Annotated in this window: 32 protein-coding genes; 28 read left to right on the top strand and 4 right to left on the bottom strand. The window is 35.2% G+C overall.

Annotated elements, in window-relative coordinates; all coding sequences use genetic code 11:
• Positions 1-39: 39 nt before the first annotated feature.
• From EZV73_RS07075 to deoD, 16 genes are all read left to right on the top strand, one after another.
• Positions 40-516: a permease gene (locus EZV73_RS07075; RefSeq protein ID WP_240839552.1), complete on the top strand. Its 477-nt coding sequence runs from the start codon at positions 40-42 to the stop codon at positions 514-516.
• Positions 513-1,172, top strand: a complete 660-nt coding sequence (locus EZV73_RS07070; RefSeq protein WP_240839551.1) for a permease — start codon at positions 513-515, stop codon at positions 1,170-1,172. The genes EZV73_RS07075 and EZV73_RS07070 overlap by 4 nt, the downstream gene beginning before the upstream one ends.
• A gap of 79 nt (positions 1,173-1,251) precedes the next feature.
• The gene (locus EZV73_RS07065) at positions 1,252-1,689 is read left to right on the top strand and encodes a DUF134 domain-containing protein (protein WP_240839550.1); all 438 of its coding nucleotides are present in this window, start codon (positions 1,252-1,254) and stop codon (positions 1,687-1,689) included.
• Positions 1,690-1,761: 72 nt separating this feature from the next.
• Positions 1,762-2,250 (top strand): Na+/H+ antiporter subunit E, encoded by a 489-nt coding sequence (locus tag EZV73_RS07060; RefSeq protein ID WP_240839549.1) that lies wholly within the window; start codon positions 1,762-1,764, stop codon positions 2,248-2,250.
• On the top strand, positions 2,250-2,501 hold the full coding sequence (locus EZV73_RS07055) for a monovalent cation/H+ antiporter complex subunit F (RefSeq protein WP_240839548.1): 252 nt from the start codon (positions 2,250-2,252) through the stop codon (positions 2,499-2,501). Before EZV73_RS07060 ends, EZV73_RS07055 begins: the two co-directional genes overlap by 1 nt.
• Positions 2,498-2,773, top strand: a complete 276-nt coding sequence (locus EZV73_RS07050; RefSeq protein WP_240839547.1) for a monovalent cation/H(+) antiporter subunit G — start codon at positions 2,498-2,500, stop codon at positions 2,771-2,773. The genes EZV73_RS07055 and EZV73_RS07050 overlap by 4 nt, the downstream gene beginning before the upstream one ends.
• Positions 2,766-3,296, top strand: coding sequence for a DUF4040 domain-containing protein (locus EZV73_RS07045; protein ID WP_240839546.1), 531 nt, complete (start codon positions 2,766-2,768; stop codon positions 3,294-3,296). Before EZV73_RS07050 ends, EZV73_RS07045 begins: the two co-directional genes overlap by 8 nt.
• Positions 3,297-3,304: 8 nt before the next feature.
• Entirely contained in the window at positions 3,305-3,577 is a 273-nt protein-coding gene (gene mbhE / locus EZV73_RS07040) for a hydrogen gas-evolving membrane-bound hydrogenase subunit E (protein ID WP_240839545.1), read from the top strand.
• Positions 3,574-3,981, top strand: a complete 408-nt coding sequence (locus tag EZV73_RS07035) for an MnhB domain-containing protein (RefSeq protein WP_240839544.1) — start codon at positions 3,574-3,576, stop codon at positions 3,979-3,981. Before mbhE ends, EZV73_RS07035 begins: the two co-directional genes overlap by 4 nt.
• The gene (locus EZV73_RS07030) at positions 3,978-4,319 is read left to right on the top strand and encodes a sodium:proton antiporter (RefSeq protein ID WP_240839543.1); all 342 of its coding nucleotides are present in this window, start codon (positions 3,978-3,980) and stop codon (positions 4,317-4,319) included. Before EZV73_RS07035 ends, EZV73_RS07030 begins: the two co-directional genes overlap by 4 nt.
• A complete protein-coding gene (locus EZV73_RS07025) occupies positions 4,316-5,950 on the top strand; it encodes a complex I subunit 5 family protein (protein WP_240839542.1) in 1,635 nt (544 codons plus the stop codon). The genes EZV73_RS07030 and EZV73_RS07025 overlap by 4 nt, the downstream gene beginning before the upstream one ends.
• A gap of 47 nt (positions 5,951-5,997) precedes the next feature.
• Positions 5,998-7,632: a complex I subunit 5 family protein gene (locus tag EZV73_RS07020; protein ID WP_240839541.1), complete on the top strand. Its 1,635-nt coding sequence runs from the start codon at positions 5,998-6,000 to the stop codon at positions 7,630-7,632.
• A 77-nt stretch (positions 7,633-7,709) separates the two neighbouring features.
• On the top strand, positions 7,710-9,308 hold the full coding sequence (locus EZV73_RS07015; RefSeq protein WP_240839540.1) for a hypothetical protein: 1,599 nt from the start codon (positions 7,710-7,712) through the stop codon (positions 9,306-9,308).
• A gap of 49 nt (positions 9,309-9,357) precedes the next feature.
• A complete protein-coding gene (locus tag EZV73_RS07010) occupies positions 9,358-10,029 on the top strand; it encodes a response regulator transcription factor (protein WP_240839539.1) in 672 nt (223 codons plus the stop codon).
• On the top strand, positions 10,026-11,795 hold the full coding sequence (locus tag EZV73_RS07005) for a HAMP domain-containing sensor histidine kinase (RefSeq protein WP_240839538.1): 1,770 nt from the start codon (positions 10,026-10,028) through the stop codon (positions 11,793-11,795). The genes EZV73_RS07010 and EZV73_RS07005 overlap by 4 nt, the downstream gene beginning before the upstream one ends.
• 122 nt (positions 11,796-11,917) lie before the next feature.
• A complete protein-coding gene (gene deoD, locus EZV73_RS07000; protein ID WP_240839537.1) occupies positions 11,918-12,622 on the top strand; it encodes a purine-nucleoside phosphorylase in 705 nt (234 codons plus the stop codon).
• A 47-nt stretch (positions 12,623-12,669) separates the two neighbouring features.
• On the opposite strand, the gene EZV73_RS06995 is transcribed toward deoD, so the two are convergent.
• The 4 genes from EZV73_RS06995 to EZV73_RS06980 all read right to left on the bottom strand — a co-directional run bounded on the left by EZV73_RS06995 (position 12,670) and on the right by EZV73_RS06980 (position 15,126).
• Complete coding sequence (locus tag EZV73_RS06995) at positions 12,670-13,092, bottom strand: Fur family transcriptional regulator (RefSeq protein ID WP_240839536.1); 423 nt, start codon at positions 13,090-13,092, stop codon at positions 12,670-12,672.
• A gap of 141 nt (positions 13,093-13,233) precedes the next feature.
• Positions 13,234-13,776 carry an NADH peroxidase gene (locus tag EZV73_RS06990; protein ID WP_240839535.1) on the bottom strand — a complete coding sequence of 181 codons (543 nt, stop codon included), beginning with the start codon at positions 13,774-13,776 and terminating at the stop codon, positions 13,234-13,236.
• A 52-nt stretch (positions 13,777-13,828) separates the two neighbouring features.
• On the bottom strand, positions 13,829-13,990 hold the full coding sequence (gene rd, locus EZV73_RS06985; RefSeq protein WP_240839534.1) for a rubredoxin: 162 nt from the start codon (positions 13,988-13,990) through the stop codon (positions 13,829-13,831).
• Between the two features lie 173 nt (positions 13,991-14,163).
• Entirely contained in the window at positions 14,164-15,126 is a 963-nt protein-coding gene (locus EZV73_RS06980) for an aromatic acid exporter family protein (protein ID WP_240839533.1), read from the bottom strand.
• A gap of 167 nt (positions 15,127-15,293) precedes the next feature.
• Here EZV73_RS06980 and EZV73_RS06975 point away from each other — a divergent pair, with 167 nt between their 5' ends.
• The 12 genes from EZV73_RS06975 to EZV73_RS06920 all read left to right on the top strand — a co-directional run bounded on the left by EZV73_RS06975 (position 15,294) and on the right by EZV73_RS06920 (position 26,479).
• Positions 15,294-16,100 carry a DNA-3-methyladenine glycosylase gene (locus tag EZV73_RS06975; protein ID WP_240839532.1) on the top strand — a complete coding sequence of 269 codons (807 nt, stop codon included), beginning with the start codon at positions 15,294-15,296 and terminating at the stop codon, positions 16,098-16,100.
• Positions 16,101-16,187: 87 nt separating this feature from the next.
• Positions 16,188-16,616, top strand: a complete 429-nt coding sequence (locus EZV73_RS06970; RefSeq protein WP_240839531.1) for a GNAT family N-acetyltransferase — start codon at positions 16,188-16,190, stop codon at positions 16,614-16,616.
• A 12-nt stretch (positions 16,617-16,628) separates the two neighbouring features.
• Positions 16,629-17,093: a hypothetical protein gene (locus EZV73_RS06965; RefSeq protein WP_240839530.1), complete on the top strand. Its 465-nt coding sequence runs from the start codon at positions 16,629-16,631 to the stop codon at positions 17,091-17,093.
• Positions 17,086-18,165 (top strand): phosphodiester glycosidase family protein, encoded by a 1,080-nt coding sequence (locus EZV73_RS06960; RefSeq protein ID WP_240839529.1) that lies wholly within the window; start codon positions 17,086-17,088, stop codon positions 18,163-18,165. The genes EZV73_RS06965 and EZV73_RS06960 overlap by 8 nt, the downstream gene beginning before the upstream one ends.
• A 138-nt stretch (positions 18,166-18,303) precedes the next feature.
• Positions 18,304-18,825, top strand: coding sequence for a hypothetical protein (locus EZV73_RS06955; RefSeq protein WP_240839528.1), 522 nt, complete (start codon positions 18,304-18,306; stop codon positions 18,823-18,825).
• 164 nt (positions 18,826-18,989) lie between these two features.
• Complete coding sequence (locus tag EZV73_RS06950; protein ID WP_240839527.1) at positions 18,990-19,745, top strand: formate/nitrite transporter family protein; 756 nt, start codon at positions 18,990-18,992, stop codon at positions 19,743-19,745.
• 233 nt (positions 19,746-19,978) lie between these two features.
• Entirely contained in the window at positions 19,979-20,299 is a 321-nt protein-coding gene (locus EZV73_RS06945) for a DUF6572 domain-containing protein (protein ID WP_240839526.1), read from the top strand.
• Positions 20,300-20,785: 486 nt separating this feature from the next.
• A complete protein-coding gene (locus EZV73_RS06940; protein ID WP_240839525.1) occupies positions 20,786-21,718 on the top strand; it encodes an ABC transporter permease in 933 nt (310 codons plus the stop codon).
• 8 nt (positions 21,719-21,726) lie between these two features.
• Complete coding sequence (locus tag EZV73_RS06935) at positions 21,727-22,665, top strand: ABC transporter permease (protein WP_330636968.1); 939 nt, start codon at positions 21,727-21,729, stop codon at positions 22,663-22,665.
• A 10-nt stretch (positions 22,666-22,675) separates the two neighbouring features.
• On the top strand, positions 22,676-23,701 hold the full coding sequence (locus tag EZV73_RS06930; protein WP_240839524.1) for an ABC transporter ATP-binding protein: 1,026 nt from the start codon (positions 22,676-22,678) through the stop codon (positions 23,699-23,701).
• Positions 23,695-24,660, top strand: coding sequence for an ABC transporter ATP-binding protein (locus EZV73_RS06925; protein ID WP_240839523.1), 966 nt, complete (start codon positions 23,695-23,697; stop codon positions 24,658-24,660). Before EZV73_RS06930 ends, EZV73_RS06925 begins: the two co-directional genes overlap by 7 nt.
• A 40-nt stretch (positions 24,661-24,700) precedes the next feature.
• Positions 24,701-26,479, top strand: coding sequence for a peptide ABC transporter substrate-binding protein (locus tag EZV73_RS06920; protein ID WP_240839522.1), 1,779 nt, complete (start codon positions 24,701-24,703; stop codon positions 26,477-26,479).

Here is a 26,479-nt window from a genome sequence, read left to right as displayed (position 1 = left end):
CTGTGTTCTCATTATATACTTTGGTTAGGAGGTAATCAAATGACAACATTAATTTTAATAGGGATAGCCCTTGTGTCTTTTCTTATATCCATAAAAAAAGATAAAACGAAAACACTCGATTCATTAAAACAGGCAAGAAAGATGATGAAAAGCATGTTATCAGACATTATTGGTATCTTGCTTTTGATTGGCTTAGTACTTGCTCTGATTCCATCAGAGATGATAGAAAAACTGATTGGAGGAGAAACAGGACTGATAGCTGTTATTGTTTCTGCACTTGTTGGCACAGTGACTTTAATACCAGCTTTTGTGGCCTTTCCACTCATTGGCTCTTTAAAGGCAAATGGTGCAGGTATTATGGCTTTAACGGCTTTTTTAACAACACTGACCATGGTGGGTTTTTTAACCATGCCTCTTGAGATTAAGACCTTTGGTAAAAAGTTTACACTAGTAAGAAATGCACTTTCATTTACATTTGCTATTATCATTTCATTGATTATGGGGGTGATCCTATGATAAAAAAACATAAGATTCTAATATTTGCCTTATGCTCATATGGCTTAGTTTTAATCATGTCACCTGAAAAAATCTTACCAGCACTTGGTCAAAGCAGGTATTATTTTCTTGAGATGCTTCAGATTTTACCAGCCGTATTTATTTTGACATCGTTGATTCAAACATGGGTACCGACCAAGGTAATTATGAAATATTTTGGAGATGGTTCAGGCATAAGGGGCTATGGTATTTCTGTTTTAATTGGCTCTTTATCAGCAGGTCCCATTTACGCTGCCTTTCCAGTGTGTCAGACCCTTTTAAAAAAAGGTGCCAGTATAAAAAATATTGTTATTATTCTATCTACTTGGGCAGTTGTAAAGGTTCCCATGCTTATTAATGAAGTCAAGTTTATGGGATTTAAGTACATGATCATCAGATGGATTTTAACAATTGTTGCTATCATCATAATGGCCCAGTTAACAGGTTTATTGGTTAAGATGAAGGACATAGAGTTTTCTAAGGAAAAAGATCTGATAGACGAAGCAGCCTGCATATTATGTGGCAAGTGTCTTCATGCTTTTCCCGATAAAGTTCAGCTTGTAGATGGTAAATATACTTTAATAGGTGAGTCGACTGATGATCTAAGATCAGTCTGTCCTATGGGGGCAATAAAGTAATCGATTTGTGAAATAATGTTGAGGTCATTTTGGTGGTTGTGGTATAATAATCTTAATCTATACAAATTAAGGAGGAATTATGCCAAGACCTACAAAATGGCGAAAAATTTCATTTGTTCCAGAACATACATTGTTTAAACCGTGTGGCATACCAAAAAGCAAGCTTGAGACCATCATACTAAAAGTAGAAGAATTAGAAGCCATACGATTAAAGGATACAGAAGGATTAAACCAAATGGAATGTGCCGAAAAAATGTCGGTTTCGAGGCAGACCTTTCAAAACATTCTAGAAAGCGCAAGGCGTAAAGTTGCAGAGGCTTTAACGACAGGTAAAGGCATCCATATTACAGGTGGGAAATATACTTACAATATATGTGATTATGTTTGTCAGACATGTGATCATGAATTTTCACTTAATGTGGAAGGTCAGGCAGTATGTCCAGTTTGTGGTTCAAAAGAAGTTGTTTGTGCTAATAAAGAAGAGTTTTGTAGGATGAATTGTCCCAAAAATGAATAATGTGGTCAGCTTGCTTAGCGAGCTGATTTTTTTGTAGTAAAAAGGGGTACAATTGATGTAAGGAGTTAGTTTATGAAAAAACAATTAAAGCAGTTTCAATTATACATTTTAATGATCTTCTTCTGGATTGTACTAAATGGCAATGCTGATTTAGCGACCATTATTTCTGGAACCATATTTTCTGTGGTAATCATTAAGATGACTTACCATATTATGTTTGAATTGGATGACAATATTCTTAAGTTGCCACCTATTTGGCGTTTTATTTGGTTTGGTTTTATTGTCTTGATCTCAATCATAAAATCTTCTATTTCACATGTCATTAGAATATTAAAGAACGAGCAGGACTATGTAACCTTTGATGTTCATTTGGATACGAAAAATGCAGTCATCATCACTTTGATTGCCAATGCTATTACAATGACACCCGGCACAATCACCTTAGATGTAGAAGACAATATTCTAAAGATTGTTGGTTTTAGTCGCTCAGAAAAAGATGTTAGAGATATGGTTAATGAGATACTTTCTTATCAAAAGCCATTCTTATATAGGAGAATATAATGTTAAATACAATGATGCTGGTCCTTTTGATTTCTATAGGCATCGTCTTTATTAGAATGATACGAGGCAAAAACATATGGGAGAAACTTTTATCTTTAAACTTAATCGCAATTATGATTGTTATGATCATTATTACATATGCTGTAGAGTACCAAATTGAATTGATTATGGATATTGCCATAGCCTATTCTATCATTGGCTTTTTATCTTTGATTCTCTTAGCTAAGTTTATTGCAGGAGGTAGAAAATGATTGTTAATATCTTATTGGTTTTAGCCATGTTCTTTGTTATGATGGGGGCCCTAGGTATCAATACCATGAAAGGTCCGATTCCAAAACTCTTAACCTCTTCTTTAATAGATGCCATGTCTATGATTTTACTGATCATAGCCTTAATATTAAAGTCAGGTTTTAATAGTATGTCTATAAAGTTGAGTATTGTTCTTTTGTTTGTGATGTTAACCAATCCCGTTATCAATCACGTGATTACAAAAGCAGCTTATGAGGAGAGCAAAGATGATTAAAATAGCCTTGATGCTGTTGTTACTTGTGATTACAACAGTCATAGTCATAGAAAAAAATAATAAGAGAGTCATTGTCTATTTCTCAGTGTTCTCATTGATAGCTGCATCTTTGTACTTCTATAATGATGCACCAGATGTAGCTTTAGCTGAAATTGCAGTTGGATCTGCATTTATTCCCTTAATATTTTTAATCACAATATCCAAACAACAAACCTTTACCGTGATGATGAATACAGACAAGGAATTCATTTACGAGGATTTATTGGTTGAGTTTTGTAAAAATGAAAACTTGAAGCTGAAATTGATCAATGCAAAAGATGTTTTTGATGATGAAGCCAAAAGTATACATGGTGCATTTAGACGTCAAGACATCGATATCATTGTTGATTATAACAAGAAAAAGAAGAGATACGATATGACATGTAAGGAATCGAATGTTATGATTGAGCGTTTTGAAAAAATGACTCAAAAGATTCATGGTATAAGAATCATACGTACAGTCGATGAAGAGACCATAGATTAGGAGAGGCTATGAAAAGAGTGAGAGGATTTTTAGTAGCAGTAGTTATCATATATATGATGTTCCAGATTATGTGGCATATCAATGGTGATTCTCTTGAATACAATACATCAAGTCATACCTACTATGTAGAAAATGGTCTTGAAGAAACCAGTTCGAAGAACCTTGTAACGGCTATTTATTTGGATTATAGATTATTTGACTCTTTTTTTGAGGCAAGTATATTATTGGTTGCAGTAACGGGCATTGCTTTTATGGCTATTAAAGATGAGGACTTACTATGAATTATTCTAAGATTTTAATAACAGTTAGCCGATTACTATTACCTTTTTTACTGCTGTTCTCCATTTACATTATTGCAAATGGTGATACATCTGTTGGCGGTGGTTTCCAAGGTGGCGTTATCATGGCGACTTCCTATTTACTTTATTACTTTATTATTGGTATGCATCCATTCAGTATCAACAAAATGCTGAAGATAGACAAGTATCTTTTTGTTGCCTTGCCTTTGGTTATTCTAATTGGCTTTCTAACGACGGGCAAGTTTTTTACCAATATGTTTCCCATGGATTTTCCTTATGCTATTAGAAGAACCTATCTGTTAATCTTAAACTTATTGATTGGTGGGAAAGTTGCTATTGGCTTTGTTTCCTTATTTATTATCTTTATAGAGGAGGGTAACTCATGATTATTGACATTATTTTGGCTCTTGCAATCATTGGTGTTGCACTCTATGGCATATGTAATACAGACAATATCATTAAATCAATCATATGCTTTAACATCATTCAGGCGGCCATTATTTTACTCTTTATCCTAATGGCAGGCTATACCGGTAATGATATTCCAATTATCACTGAAACGGTAAAAGACATGGTTGATCCTTTGCCACAAGCACTTATGATTACAGCAATTGTTATCTCTGCCTCAATCACCGCACTGGCACTTATGTTTTCTGTAAAGATTTTTCACTATTACGGTACGCTTTCTTGGCGTGAACTTGGCTCTAAGGACGTGAAAAAATGAATCAGTTTATATTTTCCCAGATATTAATTTTTACACCCATACTGATATCTGTTCTTATTTATACATTCAGTAAGCCTTGGGTGTCGTATTTGGCTTTTCTGGCACAAAGTATTATCACGCTCGTTATGATTGAGTTTTGGCAATACAGTTTGACACAAGGTGTTTTGAAGTTTACCTTAGGTGGTTGGTCAAAGATGATTGGTATAGAGTTTAAAATTGACAATCTCAGTCTGATCTTTATGACCATGGCAACCATTGTGTGGTGGGTTATACTCATCTATGCTTGGCAGCAGAAAAAAAATGACTATAAGTTTCTTTTTTTCCTGATGTTTTTAGAAGGTTGTTTTTTAGCACTTGTGCAAGTCAATGACTTCTTTACCTTGTTTGTTTTAATTGAGGTTATTACCATTATTTCATCCATACTTATTATCTACAAAAAAGATGGTATATCTCTAAGAGCAGGCTTATATTACTTGTTATTTAACAGTATTGGTATGACCCTTTATCTCTTTGGTGTGGCTTTAATTTATTTAAAAGTAGGCACTTTAAACATGTCCCTGATTAAGGCACAACTGATTGGTCAGGAATTTATGGCTGTAGACTACTCCATCATACAAGTTTCATTTGCATGTTTTTTTGTATCTATGTGTGTAAAAGCGGCCATGTTTCCGGTATATGAGTGGCTGCCACGTGCTCATACAGCAGCACCATCTTATATATCAGCCCTTTTATCGAGTCTTCTTGTTAAGACCGGTGTATTTGGTTTGATCAGGATTTTAGATGTATATAGAATTGTAGATGTATACCCACTTATTTTTTATTTAGGATGTTTTACAACCATTTCAGGCATCATATTTACCATTAGTCAAAATGATATAAAGGGTATTTTAGCCTTTTCGACCATTTCACAAATTGGTTTTATTTTAATGGGGATAGGGGCCAACTCTGATATTGGAATGACAGGCGCTTATCTTCAAATACTGAATCACTTTGTGTTTAAGAGCCTTCTCTTTCTTGGTGCTGGTATCATCATCAATGATTATGGTGTAAGAAGGGTAACTGAAATTAGAGGTGTCTTTAAATCTCATACGGTCCTTTCCATATGTATGGTTATAGGCCTACTGTCCATAACAGGGGCGCCTTATTTTATTGGCTTTATCTCTAAAAGCATGATCAAGTTATCCATTGAATCTCAGCTGCAGCTCAATCTATTTAGAATTGTCAGTCTGGGTTCCATTATCTCCTATATGAAGTTTGCTCAAATATTCTTTGGCGAACCTGTAAAGAGGAGAAGAAAGAACAAGGGACAACATTTTTCTGTCATCTTTATGACGTCCCTTTGTATAGCTTTGTTCTTTTTAGAGCTGGAGATTCTTGCACCGATTCTAAGTATCAATGATCCTGTAAGCAGTGATGTCATTAAAAGCATCGCTTATATTAAAAAATCTTTTTCTGACGGTTATTATCTGTTGGAGTACTTAATTTACTTTGTCATTGGTTTTGTTGTTTATAAGCTATTCATCAAGCCGAATGATAAAGTCATGCACTATATTAGACATTTTAGAATCAGTTTCCAAGATGCCATAGTCTCTTTGCTGGTATTCTTAGTTCTGGTCATTCAGTATTTATAAATGGAGGAGATGATTATGAGACTTGTATATAGGAAGGATGTGAGCATATGGACCCGATGATTTATTCACAAGCGCTCATTTTTGCGCCTATATTGGTCTCAGTAATGATTTATGTATTAAATAAAAAGTGGTTTAATTATGCTGCTTTTTTTGCACAGTCTGCAGTATCTTATTTGCTCTTTAGATTGTGGCAGTTTGTTTTAGACAATGGTATCATTACCTTTACTTTAGGTGGTTGGACCAGCGATATTGGTATAGAGTTTAGAATTGATAATCTCAGTTTGATCTTCATGACCATGGCAGTTATCATTTGGTGGGTCGTTTTAATATATGCTTGGGAACAAAAAAAGGGAGACTTTAAATTCCTATTTTTCCTCATGTTTTTAGAAGGCTGTTTTATAGCCTATGTACAAGGCAATGACTTTTTTACCTTATTTGTTTTGATGGAAATCATCACAATTATATCTGCCATTCTTATCTTGTATAAAAAAGATGGTATTTCTTTAAGGGCAGGTCTTTATTATCTACTCTTTAACTCTATAGGGATGACCCTTTACTTATTTGGAGTGGCCTTAATTTACTTAAAGGTTGGGACCTTAAATATGTCTATAATAATGGATTATTTGGCTTCTCATGATTTTATGAGTGCTCAGTTCTCTGTTGTAAAAATATCTTTGGCCTGCTTCTTTGTATCCATGTGTGTTAAGGCAGCATTACTTCCAGTATACGAGTGGTTGCCGCGTGCACACACAGCGGCACCGTCACATATATCCGCTCTTCTATCAGGCCTTTTAGTAAAATCAGGCGTTTTTGGTTTGATCAGAGTACTTTATGTATATGATGCTGCAGAGATTTATCCTCTTGTCTTCTATTTAGGATTTTTTACTGCCATCACTGGTATTTTCTTTGCAGTCAGCCAAAAGGACATTAAGGCCATACTGGCCTTTCATACCATCTCGCAAATTGGTTTAATTATAATGAGTCTTGCAGCCAACAGTCACGTGGGTAATCTAGGTGCTTATATGCATCTCTTTAATCACTTCTTGTTTAAGTCACTACTCTTTTTAGGAGCAGGCATCATCATCAATGAATACGGCTATAGAAGAGTGACAGAAATTCACGGCATTTTAAAGTCACATCCACTCTTGTCTCTGAGTATGTTCATTGGTATTTTTTCTATAACAGGTGCGCCACTCTTTGTCGGTTTTCATAGTAAGCTTATGATAAAGAATGCCATGCCTAATGAATTATATGTCAACTTATTTAGGCTTGTCAGTCTAGGAACGACTGTTTCCTTTGTGAAGTTTTCTCAGATTTTCTTTGGTGAGCCCTTAAAATATAGAAAGATTGGTAAGGGTCAACAATTTGGCGTGCTAATCTTGGCCGTACTGTGCATTGTCTTCTTTATAGTAGAACTTGATATCATTGAACCGATTATGTCTATAAACGGTAATTATACTCAAGCTGTTGCAAATAAGGTTAACTATGGGAAAAAAGCCATGTTTGATAATTACTATATGCTTGAATACATTGGTTACTTAGTTACTGCTTTCTTTATCTTCAAGGTCTTTGTTAGACCAAAATCCAAGTTCTGGCATGCGCTTCGTCACTTTAGAATGAAGTTCCAAGATGCCATAGTATCTCTTTTACTATTTTTAGTCTGGGTCATAAATTTTCTATAAAACACTTTCAGGGCACAGCTTGGGCACATGGCATGGTTATGATGTACATGTAAACAAGATATGAAAGGAGTTTTAAAATGATTAAAAAAGCAAGTATAATTGCATTAGCATTTTCAATATTAGTTTCAGGTGGTGCTTATGCAGAAACAAAGGCAGTAAAATTAGAGGATACTACAGTAGATTGGGAATACTCATTTGTTGATGAAAAGGATTATCTAAAAGATCTTAATGTCAACAAGGATGATATGAAATCGCTTGAGAAATTGTTTGATGAAGCAGTAAAGCTTGATCAAAAGGGAGACTTTGAAGCATCGATGAAAAAATGGGATGCTTATAATGAAATCTTAAGTAAGTACATAAAAGATGGATTAGTTCATAACTGGGAAATGGAAAGAGATTATCTAAAAGATATGGGCTTATCAGATAGTCAGCTTTCAAACCTAGAAAAACTATTTAATGAGGCAGTCAAAGATAATGGTAAGTGGGATGCTTATCAAGCAGCATTAGAGAAGATGTTACCAGAGCTAAACGAGACAATAGCAATTTCTTATGAAATGAAATGGGAAGATGAAGCTGCTTGGCTTAAAGATCTTGGCCTTCAAGACAAAGAAATCTCTACCTTAAAAACACTATTTGATCAAGCAAAAAAAGATGATGCAAAATGGGATGCTTATTACAAGGCATTAGAGGACTTAATGCCAGAAGCGTTTAAGCCTGAGCCTTATACATTTGACCAAGAAAAAGACTGGTTAAAAGAGATGGAGATTTCATCAGATGATATGCAAGCTTTAGAAAAAATATTTAATGAAGCTCTTAAATTACAAGAAGCTGACAAGTATGACCAAGCAGATAAAAAATGGGATGACTATTATAAGATTTTAGACAAGTATCAAGATGCATTTATAATTGAACCTTCTATGGAAATGAAGTGGGAGGATGAAGCGTCATGGTTAAAAGATTTAGGATTAGAAGATAAAGAAATTTCTAAACTAAAGACTTTGTTTGAAGATGCTAAGAAGGACGAGGATAAGTGGGAAGCTTATCATAAGGCATTAGAAGAGTTAATGCCAGAAGAGTATAAGCCTGAACCTTATTCATTTGATCAAGAAAAAGAATGGTTAAAAGACTTAAAGCTCACATCTGATGATATGACAGCTATAGAAAAATTATTTGATGAAGCTGTAAAGTTAGAAGAAGCTAGCAAGTATGATGAAGCCAACAAGAAGTGGGATGACTACTACAAGATTTTAGATAAGTATGAAGGTGCTTTTACAATCGAGCCTGTTATGGAAATGAAGTGGGAAGATGAAGCGGCTTTTCTAAAAGATTTAGGTTTAAATAATGATGAAATTTCAAAGTTAAAGGTTTTGTTTGAAGCAGCAAAGAAAGACGATTCCAAATGGGAAGCTTATTATGATGCTTTAGGCAAACATGATCTTGTTACAACCTGTACAGCTGAGGCTGCTGAAGCAATCAAGTGGGAAGACGAATCGTCTTGGTTAAATGAGCTAGGTCTTAAAACAGATGACTTATCAAAATTAGAAAAGCTTTTTAATGAAGCGGTTAAGTTAGATTCAGAAGGTAAGTATGACGATGCTTATGATAAATGGGATGCTTATAATGAGATACTGGGTCAATATTTAAATGAAACAGATGCATATGAAATAATGGATTAATATTTAGAGTCGGATTTTCCGACTCTAAAAGTGGTATTTGGAGGTTTGTATGAAAACCATTTTGGTCATTGAAGATGAAGTGAAATTAAATGAGATAATCTGTGATTACTTGCAAGAGGCGGGCTATAAGACACTTTCGGCTCTAGATGGGGAAGAAGCGCTTGAGCTTTTTGAAACTGAAAATGTGGATGGTATTATTCTAGACATTATGATACCTAAAATCGATGGTTGGTCAGTCTGTAGAAAAGTTAGAAAACAGTCTGGCATTCCAATTATCATGCTGACAGCACGTGGAGAAGAAGATGACAAACTCATGGGCTTTGAACTTGGTGCAGATGAGTATGTAACCAAACCTTTTAGTCCAAAAGTTTTGGTTGCAAGAGTTTCAAGATTGATTAAAAGAATCACTGAAACAGCAGTGACTGAAGGCAATCTGACTTGGAGAGGGATTGTCATAGACCTAGATGCCCACCAGGTAAAGGTAGATGATGACCAGGTTGAGATGACACCCAAGGAATATGATCTCTTAAAGTATCTAGTGGAAAACAAAGGCATCGTCCTTTCTAGGGAAGTGATTCTCAACAAGGTATGGGGTTATGACTTTTATGGAGAATTAAGAGTGGTGGATTCTCATATAAAAAAAGTAAGAAAGAAGATTTTACCTTATAGTGACGGTATAAAAACTGTTGTTAAGGTTGGCTATAGAATGGAGAACTCATGATAAAAAAATCTCTAACGGCAAAGATATTTGTCTTTGTCTTTGTCTTGTTTTTTGTTCAATTGTTCATACAGTTTGGTTTTCAAAAGTTTTTTTTGGCAAGCTATTATGAAAATGAAAAAATCAAGAATGCAAGCGTTTCATTTGATGAAGCTGTAAAAAAGTTTCAGGAGACTGAGGACTTGATGGACCAGGCTGGTATCCTTTATGACTATATGAATACGACTGATGAACCTATCTTGGTATTTGGAGAATATGGTGATATCCATCAGGCTTCTTATCTGACTTCTTTTGAAAGGACCATTACTGTTGAAATAGAGGGTAGAAGTTATATTTTACCTTTTTATGATAGCGTGGAAGCAGTGGCTATAACAGAAGCTGGTGTCATGGAAACCATTGACGCAAGCTCTTTAAATACCTTTGATTCAGATTTGATTGGTCAAGAGGCCAAGGTTTATGGTAGCGAATACAATGGCGTATTTGAGCCATATGGTATGAATATCAATGGGATTTATTATGATGTTTATGCCATGATATCTGCTGCAAGTGACATTGAGTTTCCTCAGGTTACAGATGAAATCTATCAAGCTGATACGATAGAGACACTAGCACAAGATGAAAATGATTTTATGCATGAAGTAGAGAAATACGGCGTCGTGATAGACTTTAAGGAGAGATTTTTAAGTCAAGATTTTCAAGATAAGATAAGCGACTTAAATAACTATTACTACAATGACCTATATGGTATGGACTATCAGAACAGTGATTATAATTTCTTAAGTGCCGACATCAAATATGATGGTATCCAATATACTGTGGTATCTGTACTGTCTTTACAACCGATTAACGAAGTCATTGATATTCAGTCTAAGTTTCAGTGGTACCTGGCTGGATTTATGTTGCTGCTCATATTGGTAGTTTCTTATGTATTTTCGAAGGTTATATCTAAACCTATTGTCAAAATATCTGAAAATACTCAGGCTATTTCTAATTTGGATTTTTCAGTTGTTTGTGAAGAAAACCGTCAGGATGAAATCGGCAGACTGGGTCAAAGCATCAACATACTTTCGACTTCTCTTAAAGAAAAGATTGATACCTTAGAAGACGAGATAGAGTTTGAACGCCGTCAGGAAAAGATAAGAAGAGAATTTGTTGCAGATGTTTCTCATGAGTTAAAAACACCTCTTGGCGTCATCAGATCTTATTCAGAAGGCATTAAAGATGGTATTTCAAAAGAAAAAGCAGACTACTACCTGCAGGTTATCATTGAAGAAGTGGATAAGATGAACGGTCTTGTTCTCGATATGCTTGAGTTATCAAACTTGGAATCCGGAAAAAGTTTAGATCTACAGACCATCAATATGAAAAGACTGATCAGTAATATCTTAAGAAAGTACGAACACATCATACCTAATTTACAGGTCTCTATCAGCTTAGAAGATACACTTGTAGATGTAGATGTTAAGCAGATGGAAATGGTGGTTCAAAACATCTTATCCAATGCCTTTAGGTATGTAGATGAAAGAAATATTATCAATATCAGCCTGATTAATAATGAACTTTTAATTGAAAACTCTCATGAGTTTTTAAAAGAGGATGATATGAAGAAGCTATGGGATAGATTTTACAGGATTGAAAAATCTAGGTCTAGAGTTTTAGGGGGCAATGGTTTAGGCCTTTCTATCGTCCAGAAAACATTGGAACTGCATGACTTTGAATATGGTATAGAAAACACATCTTTAGGTTTCCTTTTTAAAATCCGTTTTTAATCAGTAAAACGGGGTATTAACTTGTAAGAACTCTACAAAAATCATTGGCTGATCTTTAAAGCATTAGTCAGAAGATAGGTTTAATGATACAATCAATACAGTTAAAAGAAAAGGAGAAAATTATGAAAAGTACAGCACATATTAAGCCTGAAGGCGTTGAAATTGCAGAAACGGTCTTATTACCTGGTGATCCACTAAGAGCGAAATTCATAGCTGAAACTTTCTTAACTGATGTTGTTCAGTTCAATACAGTAAGAAACATGTTTGGTTTTACTGGTACATATAATGGTAAGAGAATTTCTGTCATGGGTTCTGGTATGGGTATGCCTTCTATTGGTATCTACTCTTGGGAGCTTATCAATGTATTTGGTTGTAAGAATTTAATCAGAATTGGTTCTTGTGGTGCCATGCAAAAAGAACTTAACTTATACGATGTAGTTATTGGTATGGGTGCTTCAACAAACTCAAACTATGCAAGCCAATACAACTTCAACGGTACTTATTCAGCAATCGCATCATGGGACTTATTAAACAAGGCTGTGAAGGTTGCAGAAGAGAAGAATACACCTGTTACAGTTGGTAACATCTTATCATCTGATATCTTCTACAATGCAGATCCTAACGCTATGAAGCCTTGGATGGATATGGGTGTTTTAGCAGTAGAAATGGAAGCTGCAGCACTTTATATGAATGCAGCTAAGTTCGGTGTGAATGCATTATGTATTCTAACAGTTTCAGATTCTTTAATTACTCATGAAGAAACGACACCAGAAGAGAGACAAACTGCATTTACTAAAATGATGGAAATTGCCTTAGAATTGGCTTAAGAGATCGAAAGATCTCTTTTTTTTATAAAAAAAAATCCCAGTAGGGATTAGTGGACATCGCCATTACACTTATCGCATACACCCTTGATGTATGTGTGATATTCTTCTAGTGAAAAACCTTGAAGTGATGGAATGTCAGCTGTTGATAAATCATAATTGAAGTCATAAACCGTATTACATTTGATACATTTAAAATGACCATGATGGCTTGTATCAGAATCATATCTTGCTTCATTATCTTCAATTAACACTTGAATGGCAAGCCTGTGTTTAACAAACAAGTCAAGTGTGTTGTAAACAGTTGTCTTTGATAGAGTAATAAGCTCATCTGATAATGCGTTATAGATTTCATCCACTGTTGGATGAGACCTGTATGTGTTTAGATATTCATAGATTTTTACTCTTGGTAAAGACGCTTTTACACCATGCTCAGCCAAGTGTTTCTTTATTTCATCAATTGACATTTTCATGTAAGCACCTTTCCTTTCTTATCATTAATCTAAAATTGTTATTATTACAAAATGGTACTAATAATATTTTACACGTCTTAATTGATCTTGTCAAATAAGGTCTAAAAAAGGGAATACATAACTGTATTCCCCTAGATATTATTAACCAAAGTATCTCTTTAGTAAACCTCTGAAACCTTGACCATGTCTAGCTTCGTCCTTAGCCATTTCATGTACAGTATCATGAATAGCATCTAAGTTTAATTGCTTAGCAAGTGTAGCTAATTCTTTTTTACCAGCGCAAGCACCATGCTCAGCTTGTGCTCTTAACTCTAAGTTCTTCTTAGTAGAATCAGTGATTACTTCACCAAGTAATTCAGCAAATCTTGAAGCATGATCTGCTTCTTCAAATGCATATCTCTTGAATGCTTCTGCAACTTCTGGGTAGCCTTCTCTATCAGCAACTCTAGCCATAGCTAAGTACATACCAACTTCCATACATTCGCCTTGGAAGTTTTGTCTTAAGCCTTCTAAGATTCTTTCGTCAACACCTTGTGCCACACCTACAACATGACCGTCAGCAAAATCTGCTTCTTCGTCTAATAAGTTGAACTTCTCAGCTGGTGCGTTACAAAGTGGACACTTTTCTGGTGCTTGATCACCTTCGTGGATATAACCACATACTGTACATACATATTTCTTCATTTTAAATTCCTCCCGATAATCTTAAGTTATAGTCTGAACATACGCCCATGTATTATTCAGCAACTGTGAAAAATTCTTTACCTACGCCACAAATTGGACAAACCCAATCCTCTGGAATATCTTCGAAAGCTGTACCTGGAGCGATACCGCCATCTGGGTCACCTACTACTGGATCGTAAATATAGCCGCATGGTTCACATAAATAGTTTTTCATAATAGTACCTCCATATGTATAGTTTGTTTTTCAAATTTGTAATGATTACAAATTAATAATACATATGATTTTACTATCTGTCAACAGGTTTTTAGAATTTTTATAAAAAACTTTTCTGATAATAAAATAACATCCTATCTTGGATGTTATTAGGCTTCTTTGAATGTCATTTATCACCATTTGATATTGGGATAAGATTCTATAAAACGCATTTTACTTTTAATGAACTCCTCTAAATCATTTAGATATGAAAAGAGAGCTGCTTGTTCAATAAAACCCTCTCTGTCATCTGGCAGGGGAAGATTCTCAAACACTTGACGAATAGCGTTTAACTCATCTAATAAATCTTTGGCATCATTTTCAGGACTAAAAGCTCTTGCCATCTTATAAGTGTAATCACTAAGTAGTCTTGCCTGTCCTTGATTAATAAAGGTTTGGTTCAAATGCTCTCTCATGATTTTGATTCTATGTGTTTGATAGAGCCTTAATTGAAAGTACTCCAAATAATAGGAATAGTCTTTTGAATAGTAGTTTGCCATTTGTTCTTTGGCAATTTCTCTGGCCACTTTTATCTTTTTAACCAGATTATCCAGATCCAGTTCTTCTTCATCAATAAAACAGAGGTTATTGATGTTCATACTTAATGCATGTAGGTTTTCTTTAATTAAATGATCGATCTCACCCATTAATTCTAATATTCTTTTTTCCTTTTGAGGCACATGAAAAGAAAGTATTAGGCCAATGACAACACCAATGAGAACTAGAGTGAATTCATTTAAAAAGTGCTGCATGGTCACTTCAGAATATACTAAAAGGTGAGAGGCTAGGACGATATTGACGATTAAGCCCTCTCTCACCTTGAACTTATAAGACAAGGGGGTAAAGACTGCAATGAAAATAAATAAGACTCTTATGTTGTAGCCTAGGATTTCAAACATGGCATATTGTATGGATAAGCCAATAACTGCTGCAATGAGTCTTCTTACAGACACATTCACAGATGATTTTTTTGTATCCTGCAGGTTGAGAATTGTAATGATGCCTGCTGAAATATAAAAATCGAGGCCTATAAACTTGGCAAAAAGTGCTGCTGCTACAAATCCTATAATTATTTTAATGCTTCTGTACCATCTCATAATCTATCCTCACATGTTTAATAGTAAAATAGCTGCTGCTATTGTATTGATTATATTAAGCCCTATTGATAAAAGCAAGTGGTGATTAATCAGTGATGGAAAAACCTTGGTCTCTCATGTTTAAAGTACAAGATATCTGTTAATATTAAATATAAAGAGGAGTAAAGATGATTATAAAAAATAGAAATTTAAACTTAAAGCAAATTGCAGAATCCGGTCAAACCTTTAGATGGTATCCACACTCAGAGGGGTATGTGATTGTGGCCAATCATGAAGTCATATATGCTAGGCAGCTAGAGGATGGTATTGAAATAGATTCTGAAGATCCTTATTGGTTAGACTATTTTGACTTAGAAAGAGATTATCAAGACATAATCAATCATTATAAAGGCAAGGATGTTTTTTTAGATGAGGCCATGGCTTATGGATGGGGGGTAAGGATCTTAAAACAAGACCCTTTTGAAATAATCGTATCTTTTATTATTTCTGCTAACAACAACATCAAGAGAATCACATCTGCTATGGAAAAGATTTCTCATTACGGGACTTATCTGAAAACCATAGAAGGCAAAGACTATTATGACTTCCCAAGTCCTGAAGATTTGATACAGGTCACAGTAGACGATTATAGATTGTGTGGTCTAGGTTATCGAGACAAGTATCTCCATCAACTGATTCAGGATATAACAAGTGGAAACATTGACCCATATGCTATAAAAGATTTGTCAGACAAGGAACTAAAAGAGACCCTGCTACGTCTAAAGGGTGTTGGTGAAAAAGTGGCCAATTGTATTGTATTGTTTGGTTATGACAGAAGTGATGGTTTTCCTATAGACACTTGGATAAAAAAAGTCTTAGACAAGAAATATGGTGTGACGAAAAACGAGACGGACTTCATAAAAAACTACTTTGATTACTATCCAGGTATCATACAACAATACCTTTTCTTTTATGGAAGGTTCATAAAAATTTAATATATTTCAGTATGTTACAGATAGGCTAAAAGACTGTTATTTAAAAGGGAGTATGCTACAATTAATTCGATTAGAGGAGTGATAAATATGAACATATATAAATGGGAAAACCACCAAAGTATTATTGAAAATGAAGACATTGTAAAGTTAATGAGATTGACCATGTTTAATCCAACTGATGGTAGAATCAAATCAGCTGTAGATGGCATCTATGGTAAGGAACAGGGAAGATTTTACGTATGTGAAGAAGACCAAATTATAGGGATTGTTGGCGTTAGAAGAGTAGACAATGCTTTTGTTGAGATTATGCATTTAGCAGTAGATGAATCTCACAGAAATAAAGGAATTGCGAGAGCCTTGATCAAGTATGTTAGAGATTCTGAACGCGTGGACGAAATCATTGTCTCTCCAGAAGAAAAAGACGTAGCATTCTTTAAGCATTTGGGCTTTAAAGTAGAAGAAGAATATGACCAGATCACAGATGTCGTGAGATTCATTTGTCGATTAAAGGGTTAAAATGGAGTAATTATGAGTGAAGTAGAACGTTCTGAATTGAAAAAGAAGCGTATTCAAAAGGGAGTTTTAACGGGTTTTATTATTGTTGTTTTAATAGCAGCTTGGCTCTTTATCGTTAAATATGGCATTGATATGAGTAAGAAATACATTGATGATGCCATGTTGCGTGTTGAAATGAGATCTTTGGAAAATCATCAAGCATTGGTTGAAGAAAATGCTTCATTAAATGTAGAAATTAAAGACTTAAACACAGATATCGAAAACTTAAGATCTCAAGTGGAGAACTTAAATGAAGATATTCAGTTGTTCTCATTGGAGGTAAATTCTCTAAAATCATCTATTGACACCATTGATTCAAGTGTTACTAACTCTGTAGAAATACAGGCAGAAATAGGCACTAGAATTCAAGAACTAGAAAATAGGTTAGAAGAGTTAAAAGATAGTCTAAATATCCTATTGGAGGCCCCAAATGAATAAGGTTTGGGTCTTTCTATTATTCTTACTGGCACCTGTTATTGTCTTAATAGTGGTTTCGAAATCTTATGCTGACAACTCACAGCTAGGCATGTACGAACACTATGATGAAGTGATTACATATGAGACCATTGATCCAATAGATACTGAAATAGATGAAGTATCTGCGGATTTGAGGGCGCTTTCTATCAGGATGACAGATATTGAAACCGTGGTGGACCACTTTGAATCAGTATTTGCTGAGTTTACAAGTAAAATCAATCAAACCATTCAAAGCAGTAAAGATCAAAAGTATTTATCAGATGATATTTACGAACAGCGTATTACCAAAGCACTTGGTGAACCCATTGATTTCTATTTAAGTGATACATCTGAAATTAAAATATTTGAGCTGGCTGAATTGGGTTATAGAGGTTATATCGCAAAGATCAAACTCTTTGATTCTGACGTCTTTAAACTGTCCTTGGCTCAGGGAGAAAACGGCAAGTTAGAAACGACATCAGATGCCGGTCAGAGAACGGGTGCAATCTTAGCCATAAACGGTGGCGGGTTTGGTGCTGGTAAGGTAAATGGACAAATCGTATCAACTATGATTGGTGGTGCAGTCGTTGATGGCAAAGTCATTCAGGAATTTGTACCTAAATCAAATGAAGACTTGTTCTTTGTTGGCATCAACAGACAAGGTGACCTTGTAGGTGGTGTACCAAAATCTCATGAAGAAGTTTTGGCTATGAAGCCTTATCAAGGGGTCAGTTTTATTCCTATCCTCATTCAAAAAGGCGAAAAGATTGAACTGCCATCTACATGGGCGAACACCAAACATCCTAGAACCATTATCGGCCAATATGCCAACGATGACTTAATTGTGATTGTTGTAGACGGTAGACAAGGAGACTACTCTGCAGGTATCACCTTAGAGAGACTTCAGGACAAGCTACTGGAATTAGGCGTTAAAGATGCTTACAATCTAGATGGCGGTGGCTCTACAGCTATGTATTTTAAGGGTCAGATTTTAAACAAACCATCTGATGGTCATGAAAGACCTGTAGCTAATAATTTTATTGTATTACCATAAGACCGAAAGGTCTTTTTTTTCTTTATAAAGAAGTTATTGGTATTTTCTTGAATAGACTTGAAGGAAAGACGCTTTAGATATTGAACTTGGCTATGTAAAGTGCTATGATGCTTGTGGGAATAAATTAAGGAGGTCACTATGTTAAAAAATATTACGTTAAACCTTGAAGCAATAGAGGCACTTCATTTCTTCTGGATTGCTGCAAGCGAAAAGGATCATGTAGATGAAAAGTTCTTTCATGATTTAGGAGAGATGGATGCAGTAAAACTTATTTATGATGATGAGTTTAATGCAGAATCTGTAAGAAGAGCACTTTCTGCTATTAAAAACCGTGAGCCATTTGATGGTAACAAGGTTGAGAGAAAGTTCTGGAACTTAAATATGTGGGCAATGGAAGATCTTGAGTTAACAGCTTCAATGATCACACCTATTAAAAAGTTAAACTTAGATGCTATGGTAGATAAGTTATCAGATTCAAAGTATGAAACATTAGAAGTATACTTCTCACCAATTCACGATGATGAATACAGAATCATCGATAACAAGCTGTTTATTAACTTCTTTAGAATTAGAACAAGCTTTGTTGATGACAGTGTCATGATCGGTGATATTGAAATGAATCAATACATTCAAGAAAAGTTACAAGAAGTTTCAAAGTAAGCTTTAGACACCAGTTCGCTGGTGTTTTTCTTTCTTTTAAAGGCGAATCCTATTATTTTTGTTTTTTCTTCAATTTATTTGTATTATGTTGAAATTTTTCTTGTATAATTCATCCAAGTGTGATATTCTTCGAAAGGATATTATTTAATTTTTTGGAGGATAAAATGAAATCATTGATTCAACTTGTCGATTATATCGTCAAAGCAGGTAAGTCTAAGACTGAAAAAACTGCTAGATTACTTATTTTACAAGGTATCTTAGCTGGTATGTTTATTGCAACAGGTGCAATTGGTTACTTCAAGTTAGTAGCTTATACAGCTGACCCAGGCTTAGGTAAATTCTTAGGCGCTTTAGTATTCCCTACAGGTATCATCGCAATCTTATTATTAGGTAGTGAGTTATTTACGAGTGACTGTATGGCAATACTTGCTGTTTACAAGAAGGAAGTAAAATTAGGTGCCTTTATGAAAGTACTGGCTATCGTTATCTGTTCAAACCTTCTAGGTGCTGTTATTATGGCTGCATTAAGTACAGGTGCTGGTATCTTCAGTGACCATATGCTAGAAATTGTTGCAAAGGTTTCTGTAGCTAAGACAACTATGCCAATTAGTCAGATGTTTATTTCTGCAGTACTATGTAACATCATCGTATGTTCAGGTGTTATGATGGCTTACAGTGCAAATGATGTTACAGGTAAGATTTTAGCAATTTGGTTCCCAATTTGTGTATTCGTTTTAAGTGGTACAGAGCATATCGTTGCAAACATGTTCTACTTATCAATGGGTTACTTAAATGGTGCTGAGATTACAATCGCTGGTATCTTAACAAACTTCGGTGTTGTAACATTAGGTAACTTTGTTGGCGGTGGTATTTTAATCGCAGGTGTTAACTACTTCAAAGGTAGAGAATTAGCATTATAATATATAATGAAGCTTGATCTAAATGATCAGGCTTCTTTTTTGGTTTGAAAACTTGGTTTTCATAAGTACTAAGCACTCGATGTGCTGAGTTCCTACTTTGAATCTATCATACAATTGAGTTTTTTTGGAAATATGATATGATTATATAGATGATAAAAAAATGCATCAGAAATAGTTGTGTATTCTGTCGCTTTGAAATAGGATGCTTTTGATAATGAATAGGAGTTAAGAGAATGGTTACACATAACATTGACTTAGTTGGTTATAATAGGGAAACAGATACAGTTCATTTGATTATTATGGATGAACAGAACTGGGACAATGCTGGCAAGCACATCGATGAGTTACAGGAAAAAATATTAGGTTATATTGCCTTTGTTGAAAATGGCGCTTATGATCATAAGTATCCTGAAATGTACAATAAAGAAATCATCATTGAGGTTGTCTTTGAATATGATCCAACTAAAGAGGGCCAGGCTTTCTTATCTCAAATTGACCAAGTATTAAAAGATACGGGTTATCAAATCAAGTTTAGAAATTATACATCGCTTTAGCGGTGTTTTTTTAGTATTATCATAATTTTTATGTCATAAATCAGTCAAATCAATATATACTTTTTTAGTCTAAATTATACCATAGGTATAATTTTTTATTTTATAGTATAAAATGTGCGTCCTAGTTTACATTATACTATTGTGATATGTTCATAAATAAGTGTTCATTATTGATACCATAAATAAATACTACTACAATAATATACTCGAATTATTTATAATTTTAGAGTAAAACACAAAATATAGTATATAAATGTGATTATCACTCAAATTATTTAGTATATATTCAATTATTAATTATATACAAAAGATTGAAGTGTGCTTTGAGTAGAATTAACTGAAAATAAAAAATGTTTTGTCTTTTCAAAAAAGTTAAGGTATTATTAAATTGTAGATGAAATAGTTATATTTATACCTCAATTTTAGTTGAATAAACTATAAATTATAGTATAACTGTTATCATCGTATTTGGGGGGGAGGAAGAATATGTTACGTTTCATTGGGAGAAGAGTCGTAATTGGCATTGTCACTTTGCTGATTATTGTGACGCTTACTTTTCTACTTGTAAACATGGCACCTGGTGATCCGGTTTCGGCAAAAATCAGACAGCTGCCAGACAGTGCAAGAGAAACCATTGAAAAAAAATATGGACTCGATAAGTCCATGTTTGAACGCTATATCATTTATATGAAAAACCTTGTGCAGGGTGACTTGGGTGATTCATATATATATGTAGGACGTTCAGTCAATGAAGTTATTGCGAAAAATGCACCAGTTTCTGGTCGAGTAGTAGGTTTGGCAATTGTTTTTCAGTTGATAATAGGCTTGTTCTTAGGTACAATGGCGGGTCTATTTAGAGAAAAAATTGCAGATCAGGTCATACGGATAATGGTTGTTATCAGTATTTGTATACCGAGTTTCGTATTTGCAGCACTCTTGCAGTATTTTGTAGCCTTTAAATGGAAGCTGACACCAATCTTTGGTTGGGGTGATCCAATTCATTATGTGATGCCTGTAATTGCAATGACAATTGGTGGCTTGGCTGGTTATACAAAATATATGAGAAACTCAACCATCGGCGTTATTAATGAGGATTATATTGTAACAGCAAAGGCAAAGGGTGTTTCTAAGGGGCGTTTGATTAGAAAGCATGTACTTAGAAATGCATCTATTCCAATCATTACCATGTTGGGATCGTCTTTAGCAGGTTTATTTGGAGGTTCATTCATACTTGAATCATTCTTTGGTATTCCTGGTTTAGGTTCCTATTATGTTAAGGCGGTTCAAGATTCTGATTACAGTATGATCATCGGTATGACCGTGTTCTTTGCAGCATTTTATATCTTCATTCTAATAGTTGTAGATATTATGTATGGTGTTGCAGATCCAAGAATACGTATTGCCAAGGGTAAGAACTAGGAGGCATGATGGCAGAAAAAGTAGCAATTGAAATTGAGGAAATGGATGATGCCTTTGAAATCATCGGGTGTGAAGATTTAGATTCTGAACTGATTTCTAAACCTAGTTTGACATATTGGAAAGATGTTTGGAGAAGATTTAGAAACAATAAGTTAGCATTAATCGGTCTTGTTATGCTTGTGATTGTTGTGTTTTTCACAATATTTGGTCCTGCAATCACAGGTTATGACTATACAAGAATGGACTATGAAATAAAAGATCAAGGACCAAGTGCTGAACACTGGTTTGGTACAGACCAAGCTGGTAGAGACTTATTTACAAGAGTGTGTGTAGGCGGTAGAGTTTCAATCATAATCGGACTTGCATGTACAGCTGTTATGTTCTCAATTGGTGCTGTATTAGGTGGTATAGCAGGTTATAAGGGTGGCGTCGTAGATGACATCATCATGCGTGCAGTTGAAATCATTGTTTCGATTCCGTATTTGGTTGTTGTAATCATACTATCCATTACACTTGGACGAGGCATGTTTTCTTTGATATTAGCCATGACCTTAACTTCATGGGGTGGTACCACACGTCTTGTAAGAGGCCAGGTACTACAGATTAAAAATCAAGAGTTTGTACTTGCATCAAAGGCCTTAGGGGGCAATACAAAAAGAATCATTGCCAAGCATTTATTACCGAATGCTATGGGGATCATCATGGTTTCGATTACATTCTCGATTCCGATGTTTATCTTTAGTGAAGCGACACTTAGCTTTTTAGGTATAGGTATACAACCACCACAAACATCTTGGGGTGCACTGGCTGCATCTGGTAGAGGGTCTTTGATGTTCTATCCACATCAACTATTTTTCCCAAGTTTGATGATTGTATTTACTATGTTGGCATTTAACTTAATAGGTGATGGATTGACAGATGCTTTAGATCCGAAGCTTAGACAATAACGGAGGTCATATGAAGATTTTAGAAGTTAAAAATCTTAGGGTTTCTTTTAATACATATGCAGGTGTCAATCAAGCTGTAAGAGGTGTGAGTTTTCATTTAAATGAAGGTGAAACTTTAGCAATAGTTGGTGAGTCGGGTTGTGGTAAAACAGTTACTTCAAAATCAATTTTGAGAATTCTACCATCACCACCTGCTTTCATTCACGAGGAATCAGAAGTTTATTTAGAAGGTAGAGAATTAACAAGCATATCGGATAGAGAAATGGTTGGCATTAGAGGATCGGAGATATCTATGATATTCCAAGATCCGATGACATCTTTAAATCCAACTATGAAAATCGGTGAGCAAATAGCTGAATCGATTATGATCCACCAAGGCAAGTCTAAAAAAGAAGCTATCGGTGAAGTGGTTGAGTTATTAGATCTTGTTGGTATTCCAAATCCAGAGGCAAGGGTTAAGCAATACCCTCATGAGTTTTCAGGTGGTATGCGTCAGCGTGCTATGATTGCTATAGCCCTTGCATGTAATCCTAAAATTTTAATAGCAGATGAACCTACAACGGCTTTAGATGTAACCATTCAAGCACAAATTATGGAGTTGATTAAATCATTACAGAAGAAGCTTAATACAGCGGTAATTCTTGTGACACATGATTTAGGAGTTGTTGCAGAAGTCGCAGATAGAATTCAAGTTATGTATGCTGGTGAAATCGTTGAAACCGGCACATGTAGAGATATATTTTATAAACCTAAGCATCCATACACATGGGCACTACTTAAGTCTGTGCCAAAGTTAGGTACTGAAAATAAGTCAGAGTTGTATTCCTTAAAGGGTACCCCTCCAGATTTATTAGATCCTCCAAAGGGATGCGCATTCGCAGCAAGGTGTGAGTATTGTATGAATATCTGCAGGGAAAAAACACCTCAAGTGACAGATATCGATGGTGGACATCAGGCAGCTTGCTGGCTTTTGCATCCTAAAGCACCGGATATCAATTATCAGGTAGAGTCATATACAGGAGGCAAAACATGTTAGATAAACAAGTGTTGGTAGAAGTACGTGATTTAAAAAAGCACTTTAAAGTAGGAAGAAAGCAGATACTAAAAGCAGTAGATGGTGTATCTTTTGATATCAATCTAGGTGAAACACTAGGCCTGGTAGGCGAATCTGGATGTGGTAAAACAACATGCGGCAGAACCATCATGGGACTTTATGATGCAACAGAGGGTGAAGTTTACTTTAAAGGTGAGAAGATACATGATGTCTCAGCAAAGGAAAAATTCAACTTAACAAAGAAGATGCAGATTATTTTTCAAGATCCATATGCTTCATTAAATCCAAGGATGACCGTTGGTGATATCATTTGTGAAGGGATTGATATTCACCAAATGTACAAGGGTGAAGCTAGAACAAAACGTCTGCATGAATTACTGGACTTGGTTGGTCTGAACCAAGAACATGCTTCTAGATTCCCGCATGAATTCTCAGGTGGTCAAAGACAGCGTATCGGTATAGCAAGAGCCCTTGCTATAGAACCAGAGTTTATTGTATGTGATGAACCGATTTCTGCTTTAGATGTATCGATTCAAGCGCAGGTAGTTAATTTACTGATTCAACTTCAAGAAAAATTAGGTTTAACTTATTTATTTATAGCTCATGATCTTTCTATGGTAAAGCATATATCAGATCGAGTGGGCGTTATGTATATGGGACATATGGTGGAAATGACAGCAAGTGAAAACTTATATGAAAAACCACTACATCCTTATACACAAGCACTATTATCGGCGATTCCTGAACCGGATCCAGATTATAGCCAGTCTAAGGAGAGGATTCAACTAGAGGGTGAAATCCCTAGTCCAATCAATCCTAAGCCTGGATGTCGATTTGTTTCAAGATGTCGTCATGCAAAAACAGCATGTCATGAAGTAACACCGGTTATTAAAGAGGTAGAACCGAATCATTTCGTTGCATGTCATTTATTTGATTGTTAATAAGCATAGGCTTGTTATATATGAAAAGGGGGAGGAAATAGTGAAAAAATTTGGTATGATGGTACTCGTGATAGCGCTTATCTTATCTATGGTATTAACAGGATGCGGTGGCACTGATAATGCTGTAGAAACTAACACAGGTACAAATACGGCGACAGAGACAACAGAATCAACGGCTAGTGGTTCAGAAAGTGATTCAACTTCTGATAGTATGGCAATGGACAGTGTTCAAGAGTATACTTATTCTCACGGTTCAGTTGTAACGGGTTTAGATCCTCATAAAACAGGTTCGATTCCAGTATGGGGTGTTCAGGCGCCAATTTATGAGAACTTAGTTAGATACGTTGTAGCAGCAGATGGTTCTGCTTCTTATGAACCAGGTGTGGCAACTGACTGGAGTGTTAGTGATGACGGTCTTGTTTGGACATTTAACTTAAGAGATGATGCTAAATGGGCAGATGGTAGTCCTTTAACAGCTCATGACTTTGTTTACTCATGGCAACGTGTATTTGATCCAGAAGTAGGTTCTGACTACGAGTGGATGGTAGACGCTATGATCAAAGGTGGCGGTGAGTTTAACAGAGGTGAAGGCACTAGAGAAGAAGTTGGTGTTACAGCTCTTGATGATCACACACTTCAAATTGAATTAAATATGAAAGTATCTTACTTCTTACAAGTTGCTTCATTCCCAACTTATAAGCCGGTAAAGAAAGACTTTGTTGAGCAGTTTGGTGATGAGTATGGTTCATCTCCAGAGAAAACTTTAGGTAATGGTCCATTTATGGTTTCTGAATGGAACGAAGGAGTTGATTTAGTTTATGTACCAAATCCACATTATTGGGATGCTGAGAATATTTATTTAACAAAGATTACTAGAAAAATTGTTAAAGAGCAAAATCCTAGAGCTCAGGCTTTAATGTCAGGTGAAATTGATGCTGCTGGTATCAGTGAACCAGAATGGCGTTCAATGTTAGATTCAACGGGTCAATTCGTTTATATCAATGAAGCGGGTGCAGATGTAGAATTCTTAATGTTCCAACAAAACAATGAGTTCTTAGCAAACAAGAAGATCCGTCAAGCTTTATCTATAGCTTATGATAGAGAAAAGAATATCAAAGAAGTTGGTGATGACTTCGGTTTCCCAGCATATTCAGTTGTACCTACAGTTATGCACTGTGGTGAAGAATTATACATTGATATTACAAAGGGGGAGAACGAGCACATCAAAACATTGATCAAGGAAAATCCAGATCCAAAAGCATTGTTATTAGATGGATTAGAAGAACTAGGTTATGATAGAGATCCTGCTTTAGTAGACATCACATTACAAACTAGAGGTACTGGTGAGTTCTCTAAAGAAGATGCAGAATGGTTAAAGCAGTTATGGAAAGATACTTTAGGCATTGACCTTCAAATCGAATTAACTGAGTGGAACATCATGTGGGATAACGTAAGAAACGGTAACTATGATATCGCTGTTGGTGGTTGGACTGCAGACGTTGATGATCCATCTAACTTAATTGATATCTTCCATACAAGTCCTAATACAGGCTACTACCATGGTGGAAAAACTGGTTGGGCTGGCCCTAAGGCTGACGAGTTTAATGCACTTGTAGAAAAGGCAATCAACACTTCTGACTCTCATGAAAAAGGTTTAATCTACATGGAAGCAGAAAAAGTATTATTAGACGAAGCTGTAATAGCACCTAAATACTTTGGTGAAGTATCTTCTTACAGAGCAAACTATGTTAAGGGATACTATTCAAACTCATTTACTTACATCGATTTCAAAGGCGTGTATATCGATGGTAAAGAATAA

The organism is Acidaminobacter sp. JC074 (genome assembly GCF_022496765.1).
GTDB lineage: Bacteria > Bacillota > Clostridia > Peptostreptococcales > Acidaminobacteraceae > JABXKX01.
Note: the sequence above shows the minus strand (reverse complement) of the source record. Positions and strands in the feature narration are given on the sequence as shown.